Origin of the sequence: Escherichia sp. KTE159 (genome assembly GCF_000408805.1) — a bacterium.
Taxonomy (GTDB): domain Bacteria; phylum Pseudomonadota; class Gammaproteobacteria; order Enterobacterales; family Enterobacteriaceae; genus Escherichia; species Escherichia marmotae.
Genome location: NZ_KE137295.1, coordinates 186,151 through 202,581 on the forward strand (window position 1 = coordinate 186,151; position 16,431 = coordinate 202,581).

Genomic DNA, 16,431 nt, shown 5'->3' on the forward strand with positions numbered 1-16,431 from the left:
AATATATGACATGGAATCCGTTGGCGCTGGCGACGGCGCTGCAAACTGTACCTGAACAAAATATTGATATAACAAATAATGAAAACGCATTAATTATTAAAATGAATGATTATGGCGATTTGCAAATCAATATTCTTTTTACTTCCCGCCAGATGATTATCGAAACATTTATTTGCCCGGTAAGTTGTATCAGTAATCCAGATGAATTTAATACCTTCTTATTAAGAAATCAGAAGATTATGCCACTGTCATCGGTAGGGATCTCCAGTGTGGAGCAGGAAGAGTATTACATTGTTTTTGGTGCATTATCGCTTAACTCTTCCCTTGATGATCTCCTGCTGGAGATAACCACGCTGGTAGATAATGCATTGGATTTAGCTGAAATTACTGAAGAATATTCATATTAATCACGAAGACAGGTATTTATGGGGATTTTAAAAAGTTTATTTACATTAGGTAAGTCTTTTATTTCACAGGCGGAAGAATCCATTGAAGAAAACCAGGGTGTGCGGATGCTGGAACAACATATTCGCGACGCCAAAGCTGAACTGGATAAAGCCGGAAAATCACGCGTCGATCTGCTGGCGCGAGTGAAATTAAGTAACGATAAACTGAAAGATTTACGTGAGCGTAAAGCCACTCTGGAAGCCCGTGCGCTGGAAGCATTAAGTAAGAACGTCAACCCGTCGTTGATTAACGAAGTCGCTGAAGAAATCGCGCGCCTTGAGAATCTCATTACCGCTGAAGAGCAAGTGTTGTCGAATCTTGAAGTCTCCCGTGATGGTGTGGAAAAAGCGGTAACGGCAACGGCACAGCGTATTGCTCAATTTGAGCAACAGATGGAAGTCGTTAAGGCCACTGAAGCCATGCAGCGTGCGCAACAGGCAGTAACGACCTCTACCGTTGGAGCATCTTCCAGCGTCTCTACAGCGGCTGAATCCTTAAAACGCCTGCAAGCGCGTCAGGCCGAACGTCAGGCACGGCTGGATGCCGCTGCACAACTGGAGAAAGTGGCAGACGGCCGCGATCTCGACGAAAAACTGGCGGAAGCGGGGATTGGTGGAGTTAACAAAAGCAGTGCTCAGGATGTGCTGGCAAGGCTGCAACGCCAACAGGGTGAGTAATTTTTTTGCCAGCCTCACTAAAAGGCTGGCAGCTATTTTAAGGGTAAAATATGTCTGGTTTTTTCCAGCGCCTGTTTGGCAATGATGATAAGCCTGCTGTCGCTCGTGGTCCGCTGGGGTTGCATCTCCATAATGGTTTTACGCTCGATACGTTAGCGTTTCGTTTACTGGAAGATGAATTACTGATTGCGTTACCGGGGGAAGAATACACTGTAGCTGCAGCCAGTCGCATCGATCTGGGGGGCGGTAGTCAGATATTCCGTTACTACACTTCCGGTGATGAATTCCTGCAAATCAATACCACTGGCGGCGAAGACATTGATGACATTGATGATATCAAGCTCTTTGTCTATGAAGAGAGTTACGGTATCAGCAAAGAGAGCCACTGGCGCGAGGCAATTAATGCCAAAGCAATGGGGATGATGACCTTAAACTGGCAGGAAAAACGCTGGCAGCGATTTTTTAATAGCGAAGAACCAGGTAATATTGAGCCGGTCTACATGCTGGAAAAAATAGAAAATCAAAACCATACCAAATGGGAAGTGCATAACTTTATGATGGGTTACCAGCGACAGGTGACCGAAGATACTTACGAATATTTGCTGTTAAATGGTGAGGAATCCTTTAACGAACTCGGTGAACCGGAGTGGTTATTTTCGCGTGCGCTGGGTGTCGATATCCCACTAACATCACTTCATATTATTGGTTAATTACAGGGAAGTTTATAATGCATATTCTTGATTCACTCCTTGCTTTTAGCGCCTATTTTTTTATTGGCGTGGCTATGGTGATTATCTTTCTGTTTATCTATTCCAAAATTACTCCGCATAATGAATGGCAGTTAATCAAAAACAATAATATCGCGGCGTCATTGGCGTTCAGCGGGACATTGCTGGGTTATGTTATTCCATTATCCAGTGCGGCAATCAATGCGGTGAGTATTCCTGATTATTTTGCCTGGGGTGGGATCGCACTGGTGATTCAATTACTCGTTTTTTCTGGCGTCAGACTTTATATACCCGCATTAAGCGACAAAATTATTAATCACAATACCGCCGCAGGAATGTTTATGGGAACCGCCGCGCTGGCTGGTGGTATTTTTAACGCAGCTTGTATGACATGGTAATGGACGATCATGGCCAGAAAACGCAAATCAAGAAATAGCAGTAAACCAGCTCACGGAGCCATCAGCCGTATTAATCGACCGAATAATCCCTTCGCACCGCAGCGAAATCGCTACGCACATAAATACTTAACGTTGGCGCTAATGGGGGGAGCCGCTTTTTTCGTATTGAAAAGTTGTGGCGATAGTGGCGATGTCGATAACGACGGCGACGGAACGTTTTACTCGACAGTGCAGGATTGCATTGATGACGGTAATAATTCAGATATCTGTGCTCATGGCTGGAACAACGCCAAAGCGGCATTTTATGCCGATGTTCCGAAGAATATGACTCAGCAGAATTGTCAGTCTAAGTACGAAAATTGCTATTACGACAACGTCGAACAGAGTTGGCTCCCGGTCATTTCTGGATTTTTATTAAGTCGGGTTATTCGTAAAGATCGCGATGAGCAGTTTGTTTATAACAGTAGCGGCTCCTCTTATGCTTCGCGCCCCGTCTGGCGCAACACTTCCGGTGATTACTCCTGGCGCTCCGGTTCTGGCAAAAAAGAGTCTTACTCTTCGGGCGGCTTTACCACCAGAAAAGCATCAACCGTTTCTCGCGGCGGCTATGGTCGTTCTTCCAGCGCCCGTGGGCATTGGGGAGGCTAATCATGCTGAGACACAACGTTCCTGTGCGGCGGGATCTGGATCAGATCGCTGCCGATAACGGATTTGACTTTCATATCATCGACAATGAAATCTATTGGGATGAGAGTCGTGCTTATCGCTTTACCCTGCGGCAGATTGAAGAGCAGATCGAAAAACCGACTGCGGAACTGCATCAGATGTGCCTTGAGGTGGTGGATCGTGCGGTTAAAAATGAAGAGATCCTGACGCAACTGGCGATCCCCCCGCTGTACTGGGATGTAATTGCTGAAAGCTGGCGCGTGCGCGATCCTTCGCTGTATGGCCGTATGGATTTTGCCTGGTGTGGTAATGCGCCGGTGAAGTTGCTGGAGTACAACGCCGATACGCCGACCTCGCTGTATGAATCGGCTTATTTTCAGTGGTTGTGGCTGGAAGATGCCCGGCGCAGCGGCATTATTCCGCGTGACGCTGATCAGTACAATGTCATTCAGGAGCGTCTGATTTCGCGCTTTAGCGAGATTTATAGCCGTGAACCGTTTTATTTTTGTTGCTGTCAGGATACCGACGAAGACAGGACTACCGTGCTGTACTTGCAGGACTGCGCCCAGCAGGCAGGACAGGAATCGCGGTTTATCTATATTGAAGATCTCGGCCTGGGCGTCGGCGGTGTGCTGACCGATCTCGATGATAACGTCATCCAGCGTGCGTTTAAGCTGTATCCGCTGGAGTGGATGATGCGTGACGATAACGGCCCGCTGCTGCGCAAGCGTCGTGAGCAATGGGTGGAACCGTTATGGAAAAGTATCTTGAGCAACAAAGGGTTAATGCCGCTATTGTGGCGCTTTTTCCCTGGTCATCCTAATCTTCTGGCATCCTGGTTTGAGGGCGAGAAACCGCAGATTGCTGCGGGCGAAAGCTACGTGCGTAAACCGATCTACTCACGGGAAGGCGGTAACGTCACCATTTTTGACGGTCAGAACAATGTCGTTGACCATGCTGAGGGTGATTACGCCGATGAACCGATGATCTACCAGGCTTTTCAGCCTTTGCCGCGCTTTGGCGATAGCTACACATTGATTGGTAGCTGGATTGTCGATGATGAAGCGTGCGGTATGGGGATTCGCGAAGATAACACGCTGATCACTAAAGATACTTCGCGTTTTGTTCCGCATTACATTGCGGGTTAAGAATGTTTTAGCAATCTCTTTCTGTCAGGAATCCGTGGCAGTGACCATACTAATGGTGACTGCCATTGATGGAGGGAGACACAGTGCACTGGCAAACTCACACCGTTTTTAATCAACCGATACCTTTAAATAACAGCAATCTATACCTGTCCGATGGCGCGCTTTGCGAAGCGGTAACACGTGAAGGTGCGGGCTGGGATAGTGATTTTCTCGCCAGTATTGGTCAGCAGTTAGGGACGGCTGAATCCCTTGAACTGGGGCGACTGGCGAATGTGAATCCGCCAGAATTGTTGCGCTACGATGCTCAGGGACGCCGTCTGGACGATGTGCGTTTTCATCCGGCATGGCACTTGCTGATGCAGGCACTATGTACCAATCGGGTGCACAATCTGGCCTGGGAGGAAGATGCTCGTTCTGGCGCATTTGTGGCGCGCGCGGCGCGTTTTATGTTGCACGCACAGGTTGAGGCCGGATCGTTATGTCCGATAACCATGACTTTTGCCGCCACCCCATTGTTATTGCAGATGTTACCTGCACCATTCAAGGATTGGACCACGCCGCTGTTGAGCGATCGCTACGATTCCCATTTGCTGCCAGGCGGGCAAAAACGCGGTCTGTTGATTGGCATGGGAATGACAGAAAAGCAGGGCGGCTCTGATGTGATGAGCAATACTACCAGGGCAGAGCGTCTGGACGATGGTTCTTATCGGCTGGTGGGGCATAAATGGTTTTTCTCGGTGCCGCAAAGCGACGCGCATTTGGTGCTGGCACAGACCACGGGCGGATTGTCCTGCTTCTTTGTGCCGCGTTTTTTGCCTGATGGACAACGTAACGCGATTCGCCTGGAACGCCTGAAAGATAAGCTGGGCAATCGCTCTAATGCCAGTTGCGAAGTGGAGTTTCAGGATGCTATCGGCTGGCTGTTAGGCCAGGAGGGAGAAGGCATCCGCCTGATCCTGAAAATGGGCGGGATGACGCGTTTTGATTGCGCCCTGGGTAGCCATGCCATGATGCGCCGTGCATTTTCGCTGGCGATTTATCACGCTCATCAACGACATGTATTTGGCAATCCGTTGATCGAACAGCCCCTTATGCGTCATGTCTTAAGTCGCATGGCGCTTCAGCTTGAAGGGCAAACGGCGCTGTTGTTTCGTCTGGCACGGGCGTGGGATCGGCGTGCCGATGCTAAAGAAGCCCTGTGGGCGCGTTTATTTACGCCAGCAGCGAAGTTTGTGATTTGCAAAAGTGGCGTCCCATTTGTGGCCGAAGCGATGGAGGTGTTGGGCGGTATTGGCTATTGCGAGGAGAGCGAGTTGCCGCGGCTGTACCGGGAGATGCCGGTGAACAGTATCTGGGAAGGCTCCGGCAATATTATGTGTCTGGATGTGCTGCGCGTTCTTAATAAGCAGGCTGGCGTATACGAGTTATTGACGGAAGCGTTTATGGAAGTGAAAGGACAGGATCGCTATTTTGATCGCGCGGTTCGTCGTTTACAGCAGCAACTGCGCAAACCGTCTGAAGAGCTGGGGCGAGAGATTACTCATCAGCTATTCTTGCTGGGTAGTGGCGCGCAAATGTTGAAATATGCTTCTCCGCCAATGGCGCAGGCGTGGTGTCAGATGATGTTAGATACGCGCGGTGGTGTGCGGTTGTCAGGGCAGATCCAGAATGATTTGTTACTGCGGGCGACTGGTGGTGTGTGTTTGTAAGCGTTTACGCTTAATGAAATATATAGAATTTATAGGCCGGATAGGGCGCTCGCGCCGCATCCGGCATTGTTCATTCGCTGTTGATAACACTCATGCATACAGTATCGCCTGTACACACCAGTTATCGGGCTGCTGATCCTCGTACATGGTAATAATGCGATACCATGACGCCCCCTGTTCATCGGCCTTTAACGCCACGATACGTTCCACGTCCTGCGGATCCCCTGAAATATTGCTAACTGAGATCTGACCTATTTCATTCAGGCCCGTCACGCAGTCAGCACTGGCGAATTCTGCAGACTGTGCCGTGGCGCTCGCGGGACACGTAACTAATTGCAGCGAGGGTGAGGCAAGTAATTGTTTCATCGTCAGCTCCATTTTTCGTTTCCCCACATGTTGCAGGGCATTCCATCGCGGTAATAAACGCCCGAGCTTCCAGCCGGTAATTTATTGTGCACAGGTAAACGCATAGGGACGCAAAGCAATGTAAAGCTTACTGTATAAGTTGTCTGATTTATTTACGGTACAAAATGGCTTGTGAATACCACTGTCCTGTCACAATGGTTTCATCCACCATTACGACGACGTAATAATCAGCTTTTGCCGCGGCAGCTTTCGCTCTGATTTCTGCTAATGCGTCATCCGGTGAGCCACGGACCATTGTGCTTACCGTTCCAATTCGCTGTAGCCCTTGGGTTTGGTCGCGGCGAATTTCCTGCGGATGATCCGTTACTGGTGGCGCTGGCTGTGGCGTACCTTGCAGTGCGCTACAGGCGCTTAACATCAACACCAATAATAAACTGGCAAACCGGTAAACAACGCTATTACGTTTCCTGCTAACCATAGTGTAGTGCCTTATTAATTTAACTTTGGGGGAATGTTCCCGAATTGTTACCTGGTACGCGATTTTCGAATGAAAACGTGGTGAAAGCGTAACCCATATCTCAACATTATGAACTAATACTGCCAGCGGAAACTTGTGCTAAGGATTTCTTCATGTCATACCAGACAAAAAGGAGGAATAGATGATTGAATTAGAATCGCGCGTACTGGCAGATATTCCCGTTCTACATGCTTATCCCGTTGGGCAAAAAGAAACTCCGTTACCGTGCGTGATTTTTTATCACGGTTTTACTTCATCCAGTCTGGTGTATAGCTATTTTGCCGTTGCGCTGGCACAGGCCGGTATGCGGGTAATCATGCCAGACGCACCCGATCACGGTATCCGTTTTAGTGGCGACACACCGCGACGGTTAAATCAGTTCTGGCAAATATTGCGGCAAAATATGCAAGAATTTACGCCATTACGTGCGGCTATTGTTAAAGAAAACTGGCTGCTTGATGACCGTCTGGCAGTCGGCGGCGCATCGATGGGCGCGATGACGGCCTTGGGAATTACCGCTCGCCACTCCACGGTGAAATGTACCGCCAGCATGATGGGATCGGGCTATTTCACATCGCTTGCCCGTTCACTGTTTCCACCGCTGATACCTGAAACGGCAGCGCAGCAGCGCGAATTTAATAACATTATCGCTCCGCTGGTGGAGTGGGAAGCGACAAACCACCGGGAAGAGCTGGGAAACAGACCACTGCTCTTATGGCATGGTCTTGATGATGATGTCGTACCTGCCGACGAATCAGTACGTTTGCAGCAGGCACTAAGAGAAGCGGGGCTGGATAAACAGTTAACCTGTTCATGGCAGCCAGGCGTGCGTCATCGCATTACGCCAGAAGCGTTAGATGCCGCGGTGAAATTTTTCCGCCAGCATCTTTAAACGCGCAGAATGCTGACCCCTTGCTCTTCCAGTTGTTGCAGGATTTCCGGGTTAGCATTTTTGCCAGTGATCAGCATATCGATTTGATCGGCGCGGCTAAAGAGCATACCCGCGCGCTCACCAATCTTGCTGCTATCGACCAGAACCACCAGTTTCCCCACCACGCTCAGCATCTTCTGCTCTGCCATCGCTGTTAGCATATCGGTTTTATACAACCCTTCTGCCGTCAGCCCTTTGCCACTGGTAAACATCCAGTGGCCGGCATACAAGCTGTTCTCACTGCCCTGCGGGCTTAAGGTGATGGACTGGCTTTTATTGTACTGCCCGCCCATGATGATCACGCTCTCATGTTCCTGATCGATCAGGTAATTTGCCAGCGGTAAATAATTGGTGATGATTTGCACAGGCTTGCCACACATTTCCCTTCCGAGCAGGAATGCGGTGGAACCACAGTTGATGACCACACTTTCGCCCGGATTGACCAGTTGCGATGCCGCTTTGGCGATACGCACTTTTTCATCGTGGTTCTGTGCCTGGTGGAGATTCATTGGTGTCCAGCGAGGACGCTGTTGGGTGATGGCTTCCGCGCCATTGCGCACTTTTTTCAGTTTGCCGCTCTCGTCGAGTTTATTAATGTCCCGTCGTGCGGTAGCAGGCGAAATTCCCAGGCGCTCAACAACTTTCTCTACGGTCACAAAGCCCAATTGTGCGAGCATTTCCAGGAGGATTTGATGTCTTTGTGCTTCAGTCATGAGCTATTCCGATAAAATTTGATTTTTTTAGATGATATTTGAAATAGCCAGGAAATACTACGCCGGATAGCGGGAACATCTCCACGCTATCCGGTAAAAGCGACGGATTACAGGAACGATTTGAACGGCAGATCCGGTTCAATGGTGAAGCAATCGTCAAAACCACGCGGATAGTGGTATTCGAAGTTGTCTTTATCCAGCGGCCAGGTGAACTTGCCGCCAACCTGCCAGATAAACGGCTTAAAGCCATACTTCAGACGATCTTTTTTCATCTCCCACAGTACGCGAATTTCCTGCGGATCGGCCTGGAAGTTTGACCAGATATCGTGGTGGAACGGGATCACCACTTTTGCATTTAACGCTTCACCCATACGCAACATATCGGCGCTGGTCATTTTGTCGGTAATACCGCGCGGGTTCTCGCCGTAAGATCCTAACGCCACATCGATCTGATACTCATTACCATGTTTTGCATAGTAGTTGGAGTAGTGGGAGTCGCCGCTGTGATACAGGGAACCGCCCGGCGTTTTGAACAGATAGTTCACTGCGCGATCATCCATCCCGTCCGGCAGTACGCCAGCCGCTTTTTGATCCGCAGGCAGGGTAATCAGTGCAGTACGGTCGAACGCGTCAAGGGCATGAATTTCAATGTCTTTCACTTTTACCACATCGCCTGGTTTGACCACGATGCAGCGTTCTTTCGGCACGCCCCAGCCAATCCATAAATCCACACAGGTTTTCGGCCCGATAAATGGCACATCGTCGGCGCAGTTTTGCATTACGGCTGCAGCGACGTTCACGTCGATATGATCGTTGTGATCGTGAGTCGCCAGCACAGCGTCGATCTGGCGAATGGCAAACGGATCAAGGACAAATGGTGTGGTGCGCAGGTTCGGTTGCAGTTTTTTCACCCCTGCCATGCGCTGCATCTGGTGACCCTGTTTCATCAGTGGGTTACCGTGACTTTGTTTGCCAGTACCGCACCAGAAATCGACGCACACGTTGGTGCCGCCTTCCGATTTCAACCAGATCCCGGTGCAGCCGAGCCACCACATCGCAAAGGTGCCTGGTGCGACCTGTTCTTGCTCTATTTCTTCATTCAGCCAGCTACCCCATTCCGGGAAGGTGCTCAGGATCCAGGATTCACGGGTGATACTTTTCACTTTACTCATCGCCATTTACCTTCATGATAGTTCAATTTGAATCAATGTGTGATTGGTTTTGATTAATCCTGACACTGTTTTTTCAGGAAGGCAATGACCATTTTTTGACTTTTCACCGAAAGCGTTGTTGATGATTTTGAGTATGGAAAGATTTAAAGGAGTGTGTAATTTAATTAACTAAATGAATTTAAATGAGTAATTGTTTCGTCTTGTGAACACCATACTTTCTATGTGGAATTATTTGCGTGCCGCGTCACATTTAATCACAAATAATCTTGTTGTGATTATTTTTGAAAATTAGAGTGAGTGCACAACATTCCGGGTGTGCGGAATTCCCGGTTACCTCTTCTTCAGGAGATCGTTATGGAGATCCTCTACAGCATCTTTACCGTGTTCTTTAACCAGGTCATGACCAATGCCCCGTTATTGTTGGGTATTGTGACCTGCCTGGGCTACATCCTGCTGCGTAAAAGCGTCAGCGTGATTATCAAAGGCACCATCAAAACGATTATCGGTTTTATGTTGCTGCAAGCAGGGTCCGGCATCCTGACCAGCACTTTTAAACCGGTGGTGGCAAAAATGTCGGAAGTCTATGGCATTAATGGCGCGATTTCAGATACCTACGCATCGATGATGGCAACTATTGAGCGTATGGGCGATGCCTATAGCTGGGTGGGTTATGCGGTGTTGTTGGCACTGGCGCTAAACATCTGTTACGTGCTGCTGCGTCGCATTACTGGTATTCGCACCATCATGCTGACCGGCCACATCATGTTCCAACAGGCGGGTCTGATAGCTGTCACGCTGTTTATTTTCGGCTACTCCATGTGGACTACCATTATCTGCACTGCGGTTCTGGTTTCGCTTTACTGGGGCATCACCTCCAACATGATGTACAAGCCGACTCAGGAAGTGACGGACGGCTGCGGTTTCTCCATCGGTCACCAACAGCAGTTTGCTTCCTGGCTTGCCTATAAGGTCGCGCCGTATTTGGGCAAAAAAGAGGAAAGCGTTGAAGACCTCAAATTGCCCGGTTGGCTGAACATTTTCCACGACAACATCGTCTCCACGGCGATTGTGATGACCATCTTCTTTGGTGCCATTCTGCTCTCTTTCGGTATCGATACCGTGCAGGCGATGGCAGGCAAAGTGAACTGGGTGGTGTACATCCTGCAAACCGGTTTCTCCTTTGCGGTGGCGATCTTCATCATTACTCAGGGCGTGCGCATGTTTGTCGCGGAACTCTCTGAAGCATTTAACGGTATCTCCCAGCGTCTGATCCCGGGTGCGGTTCTGGCGATTGACTGTGCGGCTATCTATAGCTTTGCGCCGAATGCCGTGGTCTGGGGCTTTATGTGGGGCACCATCGGGCAACTAATAGCGGTTGGTATTCTGGTCGCCTGCGGTTCCGCGATTCTGATCATTCCTGGTTTTATCCCGATGTTTTTCTCCAACGCCACCATCGGCGTATTCGCGAACCACTTCGGCGGCTGGCGTGCGGCGCTGAAGATTTGTCTGGTGATGGGGATGATTGAAATCTTTGGCTGCGTCTGGGCGGTGAAACTCACCGGTATGAGTGCCTGGATGGGCATGGCGGACTGGTCGATTCTGGCACCGCCGATGATGCAGGGCTTCTTCTCCATCGGTATCGCCTTTATGGCCGTCATCATCGTTATTGCATTGGCTTATATGTACTTCGCTGGCCGCGCGCTGCGCGCAGAAGAAGATGCAGAAAAACAACTGGCAGAACAGTCTGCTTAATAAGGAGTTTTGATTATGACCGTACGTATTCTGGCTGTGTGTGGCAACGGACAAGGCAGTTCCATGATCATGAAAATGAAAGTGGACCAGTTTTTAACCCAATCAAACATTGACCACACGGTAAATAGCTGCGCGGTTGGCGAGTACAAAAGCGAGTTGAGCGGCGCGGATATCATCATCGCTTCTACCCATATTGCGGGCGAAATCACTGTTACCGGCAACAAATATGTGGTTGGCGTGCGCAACATGCTCTCACCCACAGACTTTGGCCCGAAACTGCTGGAAGTGATCAAAGAACATTTCCCGCAGGACATGAAGTAAGGACGCGCCATGAAATTACGTGATTCGCTGGCAGAAAATAAATCTATCTGTTTGCAGGCAGAAGCAGAGACCTGGCAGGACGCGGTAAAAATTGGCGTTGACCTGCTGGTGGCGGCGGATGTTGTTGAGCCGCGTTACTACCAGGCGATTCTGGATGCGGTTGAACAGCACGGCCCGTACTTTGTGCTCGCGCCAGGCCTGGCAATGCCACACGGACGCCCGGAAGAGGGGGTTAAGAAAACCGGTTTTGCGCTGGTGACGTTGAAAAAGCCGCTGGAGTTCAACCACGAAGATAACGACCCGGTGGATATCCTCATCACGATGGCGGCAGTCGATGCCAATACTCATCAGGAAGTGGGCATCATGCAAATCGTCAACCTGTTTGAAGATGAAGAGAATTTCGACCGTTTACGCGCCTGCCGTACCGAGCAGGAAGTACTGGATTTAATTGACCGCACCAACGCGGCTGCTTAAGAAGGAATTGAAGATGTCATTACCCATGTTGCAAGTCGCGCTGGACAACCAGACTATGGATAGCGCCTATGAAACCACTCGTCTGATTGCTGAAGAAGTCGATATTATCGAAGTGGGCACCATTCTGTGTATGGGGGAAGGTGTGCGTGCGGTGCGCGATCTGAAAGCACTCTATCCACACAAGATTGTGCTGGCAGACGCCAAAATCGCTGATGCGGGCAAAATCCTTTCTCGTATGTGCTTTGAAGCCAACGCTGACTGGGTCACCGTGATTTGCTGTGCGGATATCAACACCGCCAAAGGCGCGCTGGATGTGGCAAAAGAGTTTAACGGCGACGTACAGATTGAACTGACTGGTTTCTGGACCTGGGAACAGGCGGATGCATGGCGTGAAGCGGGCATCCAGCAGGTGGTGTATCACCGCAGCCGTGATGCGCAAGCAGCCGGTGTAGGCTGGGGCGAATCAGATATCGCCGCGATCAAACGCCTTTCTGATATGGGCTTCAAAGTAACCATTACCGGTGGCCTGGCGCTGGAAGATTTGCCACTGTTCAAAGGTATTCCGATTCATGTCTTTATCGCTGGTCGTAGCATCCGTGATGCCGCGTCTCCGGTTGAAGCTGCGCGTCAGTTCAAACGTTCCATCGCCCAACTGTGGGGCTAAGGAGCGGATATGTTGTCCAAACAAATCCCGCTTGGCATCTATGAAAAAGCACTCCCCACCGGGGAGTGCTGGTTGGCACGGTTGCAACTGGCAAAAACGTTGGGCTTCGATTTTGTTGAGATGTCAGTAGATGAAACGGACGCTCGCCTGTCTCGCCTTAACTGGAGCCGCGAACAACGTCTGACGCTGGTGAATGCGATTGTTGAAACTGGCGTGCGCGTACCGTCCATGTGCCTTTCTGCCCATCGTCGTTTTCCGCTGGGCAGCGAAGATGACACAGTGCGGGCGCAGGGGCTGGAGATTATGCGTAAAGCTATCCAGTTCGCCCAGGATGTCGGCATTCGCGTGATCCAACTGGCGGGCTATGACGTCTACTATCAGGAAGCCAATAACGAAACGCGTCGTCGTTTTCGCGAAGGGCTGAAAGAGAGTGTTGAGATGGCGAGCCGTGCGCAGGTGACGCTGGCGATGGAGATCATGGATTACCCGTTGATGAACTCCATCAGCAAGGCGCTGGGCTATGCACACTATCTCAACAACCCGTGGTTCCAGCTCTATCCGGATATCGGCAACCTGTCGGCGTGGGATAACGACGTGCAGATGGAATTACAGGCTGGAATAGGGCACATCGTCGCGGTGCATGTGAAAGACACCAAACCGGGCGTCTTTAAAAATGTGCCGTTTGGCGAAGGCGTGGTGGACTTCGAACGTTGCTTTGAAACGCTCAAACAGAGTGGTTATTGCGGGCCTTATCTGATTGAGATGTGGAGCGAAACGGCGGAAGACCCGGCGGCAGAAGTGGCGAAAGCGCGTGATTGGGTGAAAGCGCGCATGGCCAAAGCGGGCATGGTGGAGGCCGCATAATGCAAAAGCTGAAACAGCAGGTATTTGAAGCCAACATGGATCTGCCGCGTTACGGACTGGTGACCTTTACCTGGGGCAACGTTAGCGCCATTGATCGCGGACGCGGGCTGGTGGTGATTAAGCCCAGCGGCGTCGCCTACGAAACCATGCAAGTGGACGATATGGTGGTGGTTGACATGAGTGGCAATGTGGTGGAAGGGCAGTATCGTCCATCGTCAGACACTGCAACGCATCTCGAGCTTTACCGTCGTTATCCATCTCTCGGTGGAATCGTGCATACCCACTCAACCCATGCCACCGCATGGGCGCAGGCGGGGATGGCGATCCCGGCGTTAGGCACCACACACGCTGACTATTTCTTTGGCGATATTCCGTGTACGCGCGGATTAAGCGAAGAAGAGGTGCAGGGCGAGTATGAACTGAACACCGGCAAAGTGATCATCGAAACGCTGGGCGATGCCGAGCCGCTGCATACGCCGGGGATTGTGGTTTACCAGCACGGGCCGTTCGCCTGGGGTAAAGACGCTCATGATGCGGTGCATAATGCGGTGGTGATGGAAGAAGTGGCGAAAATGGCGTGGATTGCGCGCGGCATTAACCCGCAACTGAATCCCATCGATAGTTATCTGATGAATAAGCACTTTATGCGTAAGCATGGTCCCAACGCTTATTACGGGCAGAAGTAAAACACGCGCTGCGGAAATATACTTCTTCGGGAGATAACTGGTCTGATTCCGCAGCCGTTTTTCATAAAAAAGCCCCCGGTGAAGGGGGCAATGCAAACTATGACAATGTTTCGTTGGTTATACCTGGTGCTAGCGATAAATATCCGCGCTGGCGTGCATGTTGCCGTTACTCCCCGGTTCCCGCATCAGAATCACGTGGTAGTACGTTGCGCCCTGCGCGTCGGTTTCTTCGTTTAATGCCTGACGTGCTTCACTTTCAGTGGCAAAGTTATGATTGATATAAATCACGCCTAAGCTCTGCACATCGTCCATATTTCTGGCCTGGTGGTTATTGATTTCAATGGCTGCCCATGTATTTGCACTTAGCAAAAGCACAGCCAGAAGGGCTAAAACACGACTGAACATAAATACCTCCTCGACGGCTGTCTTTGTATGCGCTCCTCTGTGATGATCTTCTGATTTAATTTTAATCAATGATAAAGAAGTTGATGGTGACCATTTCTGATGCAGTTGTTCAAAAAAACACCGTAATGGAATGTGATGAACTTCAAATCAGCGGGTTAGTACGATTTAGCGAAAGATGAGAATTATTTGTCGGCTGGCCTTGAGTTTAGCGGGGTATACCAGTACTATAACGCGTCATTTTTCAGCCGCCCTTTAACACGTTCCTTGCCTCCATGGGCTGCGGCTGACCCAGACAGGAGGCTGAATAATCCGTAAGGAGCAATTCGATGCGTCATTACGAAATCGTTTTTATGGTCCATCCTGACCAGAGCGAACAGGTTCCGGGCATGATCGAGCGCTACACTGCTGCCATCACTGGTGCAGAAGGCAAGATCCACCGTCTGGAAGACTGGGGCCGCCGTCAGCTGGCTTACCCGATCAACAAACTGCACAAAGCTCACTACGTTCTGATGAACGTTGAAGCGCCGCAGGAAGTGATCGATGAGCTGGAAACTACCTTCCGCTTCAACGACGCCGTTATCCGTAGCATGGTAATGCGTACTAAGCACGCCGTTACCGAAGCATCTCCGATGGTTAAAGCGAAAGACGAGCGCCGTGAGCGTCGCGATGATTTCGCAAACGAAACCGCTGATGATGCTGAAGCTGGGGATTCTGAAGAGTAATTTCTGATGACCAACCGTCTGGTGTTGTCCGGCACCGTGTGCAGGATGCCCCTTCGAAAGGTCAGTCCATCAGGAATTCCTCACTGCCAGTTCGTGCTTGAGCATCGTTCTGTGCAGGAGGAAGCCGGTTTTCATCGGCAGGCGTGGTGCCAAATGCCCGTTATTATTAGCGGACACGAAAACCAGGCCATTACTCACAGTATAACGGTCGGCAGTCGCATAACCGTTCAGGGGTTCATTTCATGCCACAAGGCAAAGAACGGTCTGAGCAAAATGGTTTTGCATGCCGAGCAGATTGAATTGATAGATTCTGGAGACTAGCCATATGGCACGTTATTTCCGTCGTCGCAAGTTCTGCCGTTTCACCGCGGAAGGCGTTCAAGAGATCGACTATAAAGATATCGCTACGCTGAAAAACTACATCACCGAAAGCGGTAAGATTGTCCCAAGCCGTATCACCGGGACCCGTGCAAAATACCAGCGTCAGCTGGCTCGCGCTATCAAACGCGCTCGCTACCTGTCCCTGCTGCCGTACACTGATCGCCATCAGTAATCGGTCACGGTCCATTAATACGACTTTGAGAGGATAAGGTAATGCAAGTTATTCTGCTTGATAAAGTAGCAAACCTGGGTAGCCTGGGTGATCAGGTAAATGTTAAAGCGGGCTACGCTCGTAACTTCCTGGTACCACAGGGTAAAGCTGTTCCAGCTACCAAGAAAAACATTGAATTCTTCGAAGCACGTCGCGCTGAACTGGAAGCTAAACTGGCTGAAGTTCTGGCAGCAGCTAATGCTCGCGCTGAGAAAATCAATGCACTGGAAACTGTTACCATCGCGTCTAAAGCTGGCGACGAAGGTAAACTGTTCGGTTCCATCGGTACTCGCGACATCGCTGACGCTGTAACTGCAGCAGGCGTTGAAGTGGCTAAGAGCGAAGTTCGTCTGCCGAACGGCGTTCTGCGTACCACTGGCGAACACGAAGTAAGCTTCCAGGTTCACAGCGAAGTATTCGCGAAAGTGATCGTAAACGTAGTAGCTGAATAATTCGTTATTCAACGAGACGTAAAAACG

At 50.2% G+C, this 16,431-nt stretch carries 23 protein-coding genes; 18 read left to right on the plus strand and 5 right to left on the minus strand.

The window, feature by feature from the left end; all coding sequences use genetic code 11:
• Nucleotides 1-5: 5 nt before the first annotated feature.
• The 7 genes from A31E_RS02240 (at nt 6) to A31E_RS02210 (ending at nt 5,773) form a co-directional block, all read left to right on the plus strand.
• Nucleotides 6-407, plus strand: coding sequence for a DUF2170 family protein (locus A31E_RS02240; protein WP_000220117.1), 402 nt, complete (start codon nt 6-8; stop codon nt 405-407).
• An 18-nt stretch (nt 408-425) separates the two neighbouring features.
• Nucleotides 426-1,124 carry a PspA/IM30 family protein gene (locus A31E_RS02235; protein WP_000511941.1) on the plus strand — a complete coding sequence of 233 codons (699 nt, stop codon included), beginning with the start codon at nt 426-428 and terminating at the stop codon, nt 1,122-1,124.
• A 50-nt stretch (nt 1,125-1,174) separates the two neighbouring features.
• Nucleotides 1,175-1,834, plus strand: a complete 660-nt coding sequence (locus A31E_RS02230) for a YjfK family protein (RefSeq protein ID WP_001517627.1) — start codon at nt 1,175-1,177, stop codon at nt 1,832-1,834.
• A 17-nt stretch (nt 1,835-1,851) separates the two neighbouring features.
• On the plus strand, nt 1,852-2,250 hold the full coding sequence (locus A31E_RS02225) for a DUF350 domain-containing protein (RefSeq protein ID WP_001517628.1): 399 nt from the start codon (nt 1,852-1,854) through the stop codon (nt 2,248-2,250).
• Between the two features lie 9 nt (nt 2,251-2,259).
• Nucleotides 2,260-2,898 (plus strand): DUF1190 domain-containing protein, encoded by a 639-nt coding sequence (locus tag A31E_RS02220; protein ID WP_016249499.1) that lies wholly within the window; start codon nt 2,260-2,262, stop codon nt 2,896-2,898.
• Between the two features lie 2 nt (nt 2,899-2,900).
• A complete protein-coding gene (locus A31E_RS02215; protein ID WP_016249500.1) occupies nt 2,901-4,064 on the plus strand; it encodes a glutathionylspermidine synthase family protein in 1,164 nt (387 codons plus the stop codon).
• Between the two features lie 83 nt (nt 4,065-4,147).
• The gene (locus tag A31E_RS02210) at nt 4,148-5,773 is read left to right on the plus strand and encodes an isovaleryl-CoA dehydrogenase (RefSeq protein WP_001517629.1); all 1,626 of its coding nucleotides are present in this window, start codon (nt 4,148-4,150) and stop codon (nt 5,771-5,773) included.
• Between the two features lie 90 nt (nt 5,774-5,863).
• On the opposite strand, the gene yjfN is transcribed toward A31E_RS02210, so the two are convergent.
• Both yjfN and bsmA read right to left on the minus strand, forming a co-directional pair.
• Nucleotides 5,864-6,139 (minus strand): DUF1471 family protease activator YjfN, encoded by a 276-nt coding sequence (yjfN, locus tag A31E_RS02205; RefSeq protein ID WP_016249501.1) that lies wholly within the window; start codon nt 6,137-6,139, stop codon nt 5,864-5,866.
• Between the two features lie 148 nt (nt 6,140-6,287).
• Nucleotides 6,288-6,617 (minus strand): biofilm peroxide resistance protein BsmA, encoded by a 330-nt coding sequence (gene bsmA / locus A31E_RS02200; RefSeq protein ID WP_000254648.1) that lies wholly within the window; start codon nt 6,615-6,617, stop codon nt 6,288-6,290.
• Between the two features lie 181 nt (nt 6,618-6,798).
• Between bsmA and yjfP the strand changes: the two genes are divergently transcribed.
• Nucleotides 6,799-7,548: an esterase gene (gene yjfP, locus A31E_RS02195; protein WP_016249502.1), complete on the plus strand. Its 750-nt coding sequence runs from the start codon at nt 6,799-6,801 to the stop codon at nt 7,546-7,548.
• Here the strand turns inward: yjfP and ulaR are convergent.
• Both ulaR and ulaG read right to left on the minus strand, forming a co-directional pair.
• Entirely contained in the window at nt 7,545-8,300 is a 756-nt protein-coding gene (ulaR, locus tag A31E_RS02190) for an HTH-type transcriptional regulator UlaR (RefSeq protein ID WP_016249503.1), read from the minus strand. The genes yjfP and ulaR overlap by 4 nt on opposite strands.
• A 107-nt stretch (nt 8,301-8,407) precedes the next feature.
• A complete protein-coding gene (gene ulaG, locus A31E_RS02185) occupies nt 8,408-9,472 on the minus strand; it encodes an L-ascorbate 6-phosphate lactonase (RefSeq protein WP_001517631.1) in 1,065 nt (354 codons plus the stop codon).
• A gap of 354 nt (nt 9,473-9,826) precedes the next feature.
• Between ulaG and ulaA the strand changes: the two genes are divergently transcribed.
• The 6 genes from ulaA to ulaF are packed head-to-tail and all read left to right on the plus strand — an operon-like array spanning nt 9,827 to nt 14,233.
• Nucleotides 9,827-11,224 carry a PTS ascorbate transporter subunit IIC gene (gene ulaA, locus A31E_RS02180; protein WP_016249504.1) on the plus strand — a complete coding sequence of 466 codons (1,398 nt, stop codon included), beginning with the start codon at nt 9,827-9,829 and terminating at the stop codon, nt 11,222-11,224.
• A 15-nt stretch (nt 11,225-11,239) separates the two neighbouring features.
• The gene (gene ulaB, locus A31E_RS02175; protein ID WP_000218363.1) at nt 11,240-11,545 is read left to right on the plus strand and encodes a PTS ascorbate transporter subunit IIB; all 306 of its coding nucleotides are present in this window, start codon (nt 11,240-11,242) and stop codon (nt 11,543-11,545) included.
• Between the two features lie 9 nt (nt 11,546-11,554).
• Complete coding sequence (gene ulaC, locus A31E_RS02170) at nt 11,555-12,019, plus strand: PTS ascorbate transporter subunit IIA (RefSeq protein WP_000776497.1); 465 nt, start codon at nt 11,555-11,557, stop codon at nt 12,017-12,019.
• Nucleotides 12,020-12,032: 13 nt separating this feature from the next.
• Nucleotides 12,033-12,683 carry a 3-keto-L-gulonate-6-phosphate decarboxylase UlaD gene (gene ulaD, locus A31E_RS02165; protein WP_000056742.1) on the plus strand — a complete coding sequence of 217 codons (651 nt, stop codon included), beginning with the start codon at nt 12,033-12,035 and terminating at the stop codon, nt 12,681-12,683.
• A 9-nt stretch (nt 12,684-12,692) separates the two neighbouring features.
• Nucleotides 12,693-13,547, plus strand: coding sequence for an L-ribulose-5-phosphate 3-epimerase UlaE (gene ulaE / locus A31E_RS02160; protein ID WP_016249505.1), 855 nt, complete (start codon nt 12,693-12,695; stop codon nt 13,545-13,547).
• Complete coding sequence (gene ulaF / locus A31E_RS02155; RefSeq protein ID WP_001170833.1) at nt 13,547-14,233, plus strand: L-ribulose-5-phosphate 4-epimerase UlaF; 687 nt, start codon at nt 13,547-13,549, stop codon at nt 14,231-14,233. Before ulaE ends, ulaF begins: the two co-directional genes overlap by 1 nt.
• Before the next feature lie 129 nt (nt 14,234-14,362).
• Here ulaF and yjfY read toward each other — a convergent pair whose 3' ends face one another.
• A complete protein-coding gene (gene yjfY / locus A31E_RS02150; RefSeq protein ID WP_000492914.1) occupies nt 14,363-14,638 on the minus strand; it encodes a DUF1471 family protein YjfY in 276 nt (91 codons plus the stop codon).
• 326 nt (nt 14,639-14,964) lie between these two features.
• Between yjfY and rpsF the strand changes: the two genes are divergently transcribed.
• From rpsF to rplI, 4 genes are read left to right on the plus strand one after another with little or no spacing between them, the layout of a single operon-like run.
• Nucleotides 14,965-15,360: a 30S ribosomal protein S6 gene (rpsF, locus tag A31E_RS02145; protein WP_001216676.1), complete on the plus strand. Its 396-nt coding sequence runs from the start codon at nt 14,965-14,967 to the stop codon at nt 15,358-15,360.
• 6 nt (nt 15,361-15,366) lie between these two features.
• Entirely contained in the window at nt 15,367-15,681 is a 315-nt protein-coding gene (gene priB, locus A31E_RS02140; protein ID WP_001517634.1) for a primosomal replication protein N, read from the plus strand.
• A gap of 4 nt (nt 15,682-15,685) precedes the next feature.
• Nucleotides 15,686-15,913 (plus strand): 30S ribosomal protein S18, encoded by a 228-nt coding sequence (rpsR, locus tag A31E_RS02135; RefSeq protein WP_000135199.1) that lies wholly within the window; start codon nt 15,686-15,688, stop codon nt 15,911-15,913.
• 41 nt (nt 15,914-15,954) lie between these two features.
• Complete coding sequence (gene rplI, locus A31E_RS02130; protein ID WP_001196062.1) at nt 15,955-16,404, plus strand: 50S ribosomal protein L9; 450 nt, start codon at nt 15,955-15,957, stop codon at nt 16,402-16,404.
• Nucleotides 16,405-16,431 lie beyond the last annotated feature (27 nt).

What these genes read in the sequence shown, in the direction of transcription:
- A31E_RS02240 (WP_000220117.1), top strand. Translation starts at nt 6, where the DNA reads ATGACATGGAATCCGTTGGCGCTGGCGACGGCGCTGCAAACTGTACCT.
- A31E_RS02235 (WP_000511941.1), top strand. Translation starts at nt 426, where the DNA reads ATGGGGATTTTAAAAAGTTTATTTACATTAGGTAAGTCTTTTATTTCA.
- A31E_RS02230 (WP_001517627.1), top strand. Translation starts at nt 1,175, where the DNA reads ATGTCTGGTTTTTTCCAGCGCCTGTTTGGCAATGATGATAAGCCTGCT.
- A31E_RS02225 (WP_001517628.1), top strand. Translation starts at nt 1,852, where the DNA reads ATGCATATTCTTGATTCACTCCTTGCTTTTAGCGCCTATTTTTTTATT.
- A31E_RS02220 (WP_016249499.1), top strand. Translation starts at nt 2,260, where the DNA reads ATGGCCAGAAAACGCAAATCAAGAAATAGCAGTAAACCAGCTCACGGA.
- A31E_RS02215 (WP_016249500.1), top strand. Translation starts at nt 2,901, where the DNA reads ATGCTGAGACACAACGTTCCTGTGCGGCGGGATCTGGATCAGATCGCT.
- yjfN (WP_016249501.1), bottom strand. Translation starts at nt 6,139, where the DNA reads ATGAAACAATTACTTGCCTCACCCTCGCTGCAATTAGTTACGTGTCCC.
- bsmA (WP_000254648.1), bottom strand. Translation starts at nt 6,617, where the DNA reads ATGGTTAGCAGGAAACGTAATAGCGTTGTTTACCGGTTTGCCAGTTTA.
- yjfP (WP_016249502.1), top strand. Translation starts at nt 6,799, where the DNA reads ATGATTGAATTAGAATCGCGCGTACTGGCAGATATTCCCGTTCTACAT.
- ulaR (WP_016249503.1), bottom strand. Translation starts at nt 8,300, where the DNA reads ATGACTGAAGCACAAAGACATCAAATCCTCCTGGAAATGCTCGCACAA.
- ulaG (WP_001517631.1), bottom strand. Translation starts at nt 9,472, where the DNA reads ATGAGTAAAGTGAAAAGTATCACCCGTGAATCCTGGATCCTGAGCACC.
- ulaA (WP_016249504.1), top strand. Translation starts at nt 9,827, where the DNA reads ATGGAGATCCTCTACAGCATCTTTACCGTGTTCTTTAACCAGGTCATG.
- ulaB (WP_000218363.1), top strand. Translation starts at nt 11,240, where the DNA reads ATGACCGTACGTATTCTGGCTGTGTGTGGCAACGGACAAGGCAGTTCC.
- ulaC (WP_000776497.1), top strand. Translation starts at nt 11,555, where the DNA reads ATGAAATTACGTGATTCGCTGGCAGAAAATAAATCTATCTGTTTGCAG.
- ulaD (WP_000056742.1), top strand. Translation starts at nt 12,033, where the DNA reads ATGTCATTACCCATGTTGCAAGTCGCGCTGGACAACCAGACTATGGAT.
- ulaE (WP_016249505.1), top strand. Translation starts at nt 12,693, where the DNA reads ATGTTGTCCAAACAAATCCCGCTTGGCATCTATGAAAAAGCACTCCCC.
- ulaF (WP_001170833.1), top strand. Translation starts at nt 13,547, where the DNA reads ATGCAAAAGCTGAAACAGCAGGTATTTGAAGCCAACATGGATCTGCCG.
- yjfY (WP_000492914.1), bottom strand. Translation starts at nt 14,638, where the DNA reads ATGTTCAGTCGTGTTTTAGCCCTTCTGGCTGTGCTTTTGCTAAGTGCA.
- rpsF (WP_001216676.1), top strand. Translation starts at nt 14,965, where the DNA reads ATGCGTCATTACGAAATCGTTTTTATGGTCCATCCTGACCAGAGCGAA.
- priB (WP_001517634.1), top strand. Translation starts at nt 15,367, where the DNA reads ATGACCAACCGTCTGGTGTTGTCCGGCACCGTGTGCAGGATGCCCCTT.
- rpsR (WP_000135199.1), top strand. Translation starts at nt 15,686, where the DNA reads ATGGCACGTTATTTCCGTCGTCGCAAGTTCTGCCGTTTCACCGCGGAA.
- rplI (WP_001196062.1), top strand. Translation starts at nt 15,955, where the DNA reads ATGCAAGTTATTCTGCTTGATAAAGTAGCAAACCTGGGTAGCCTGGGT.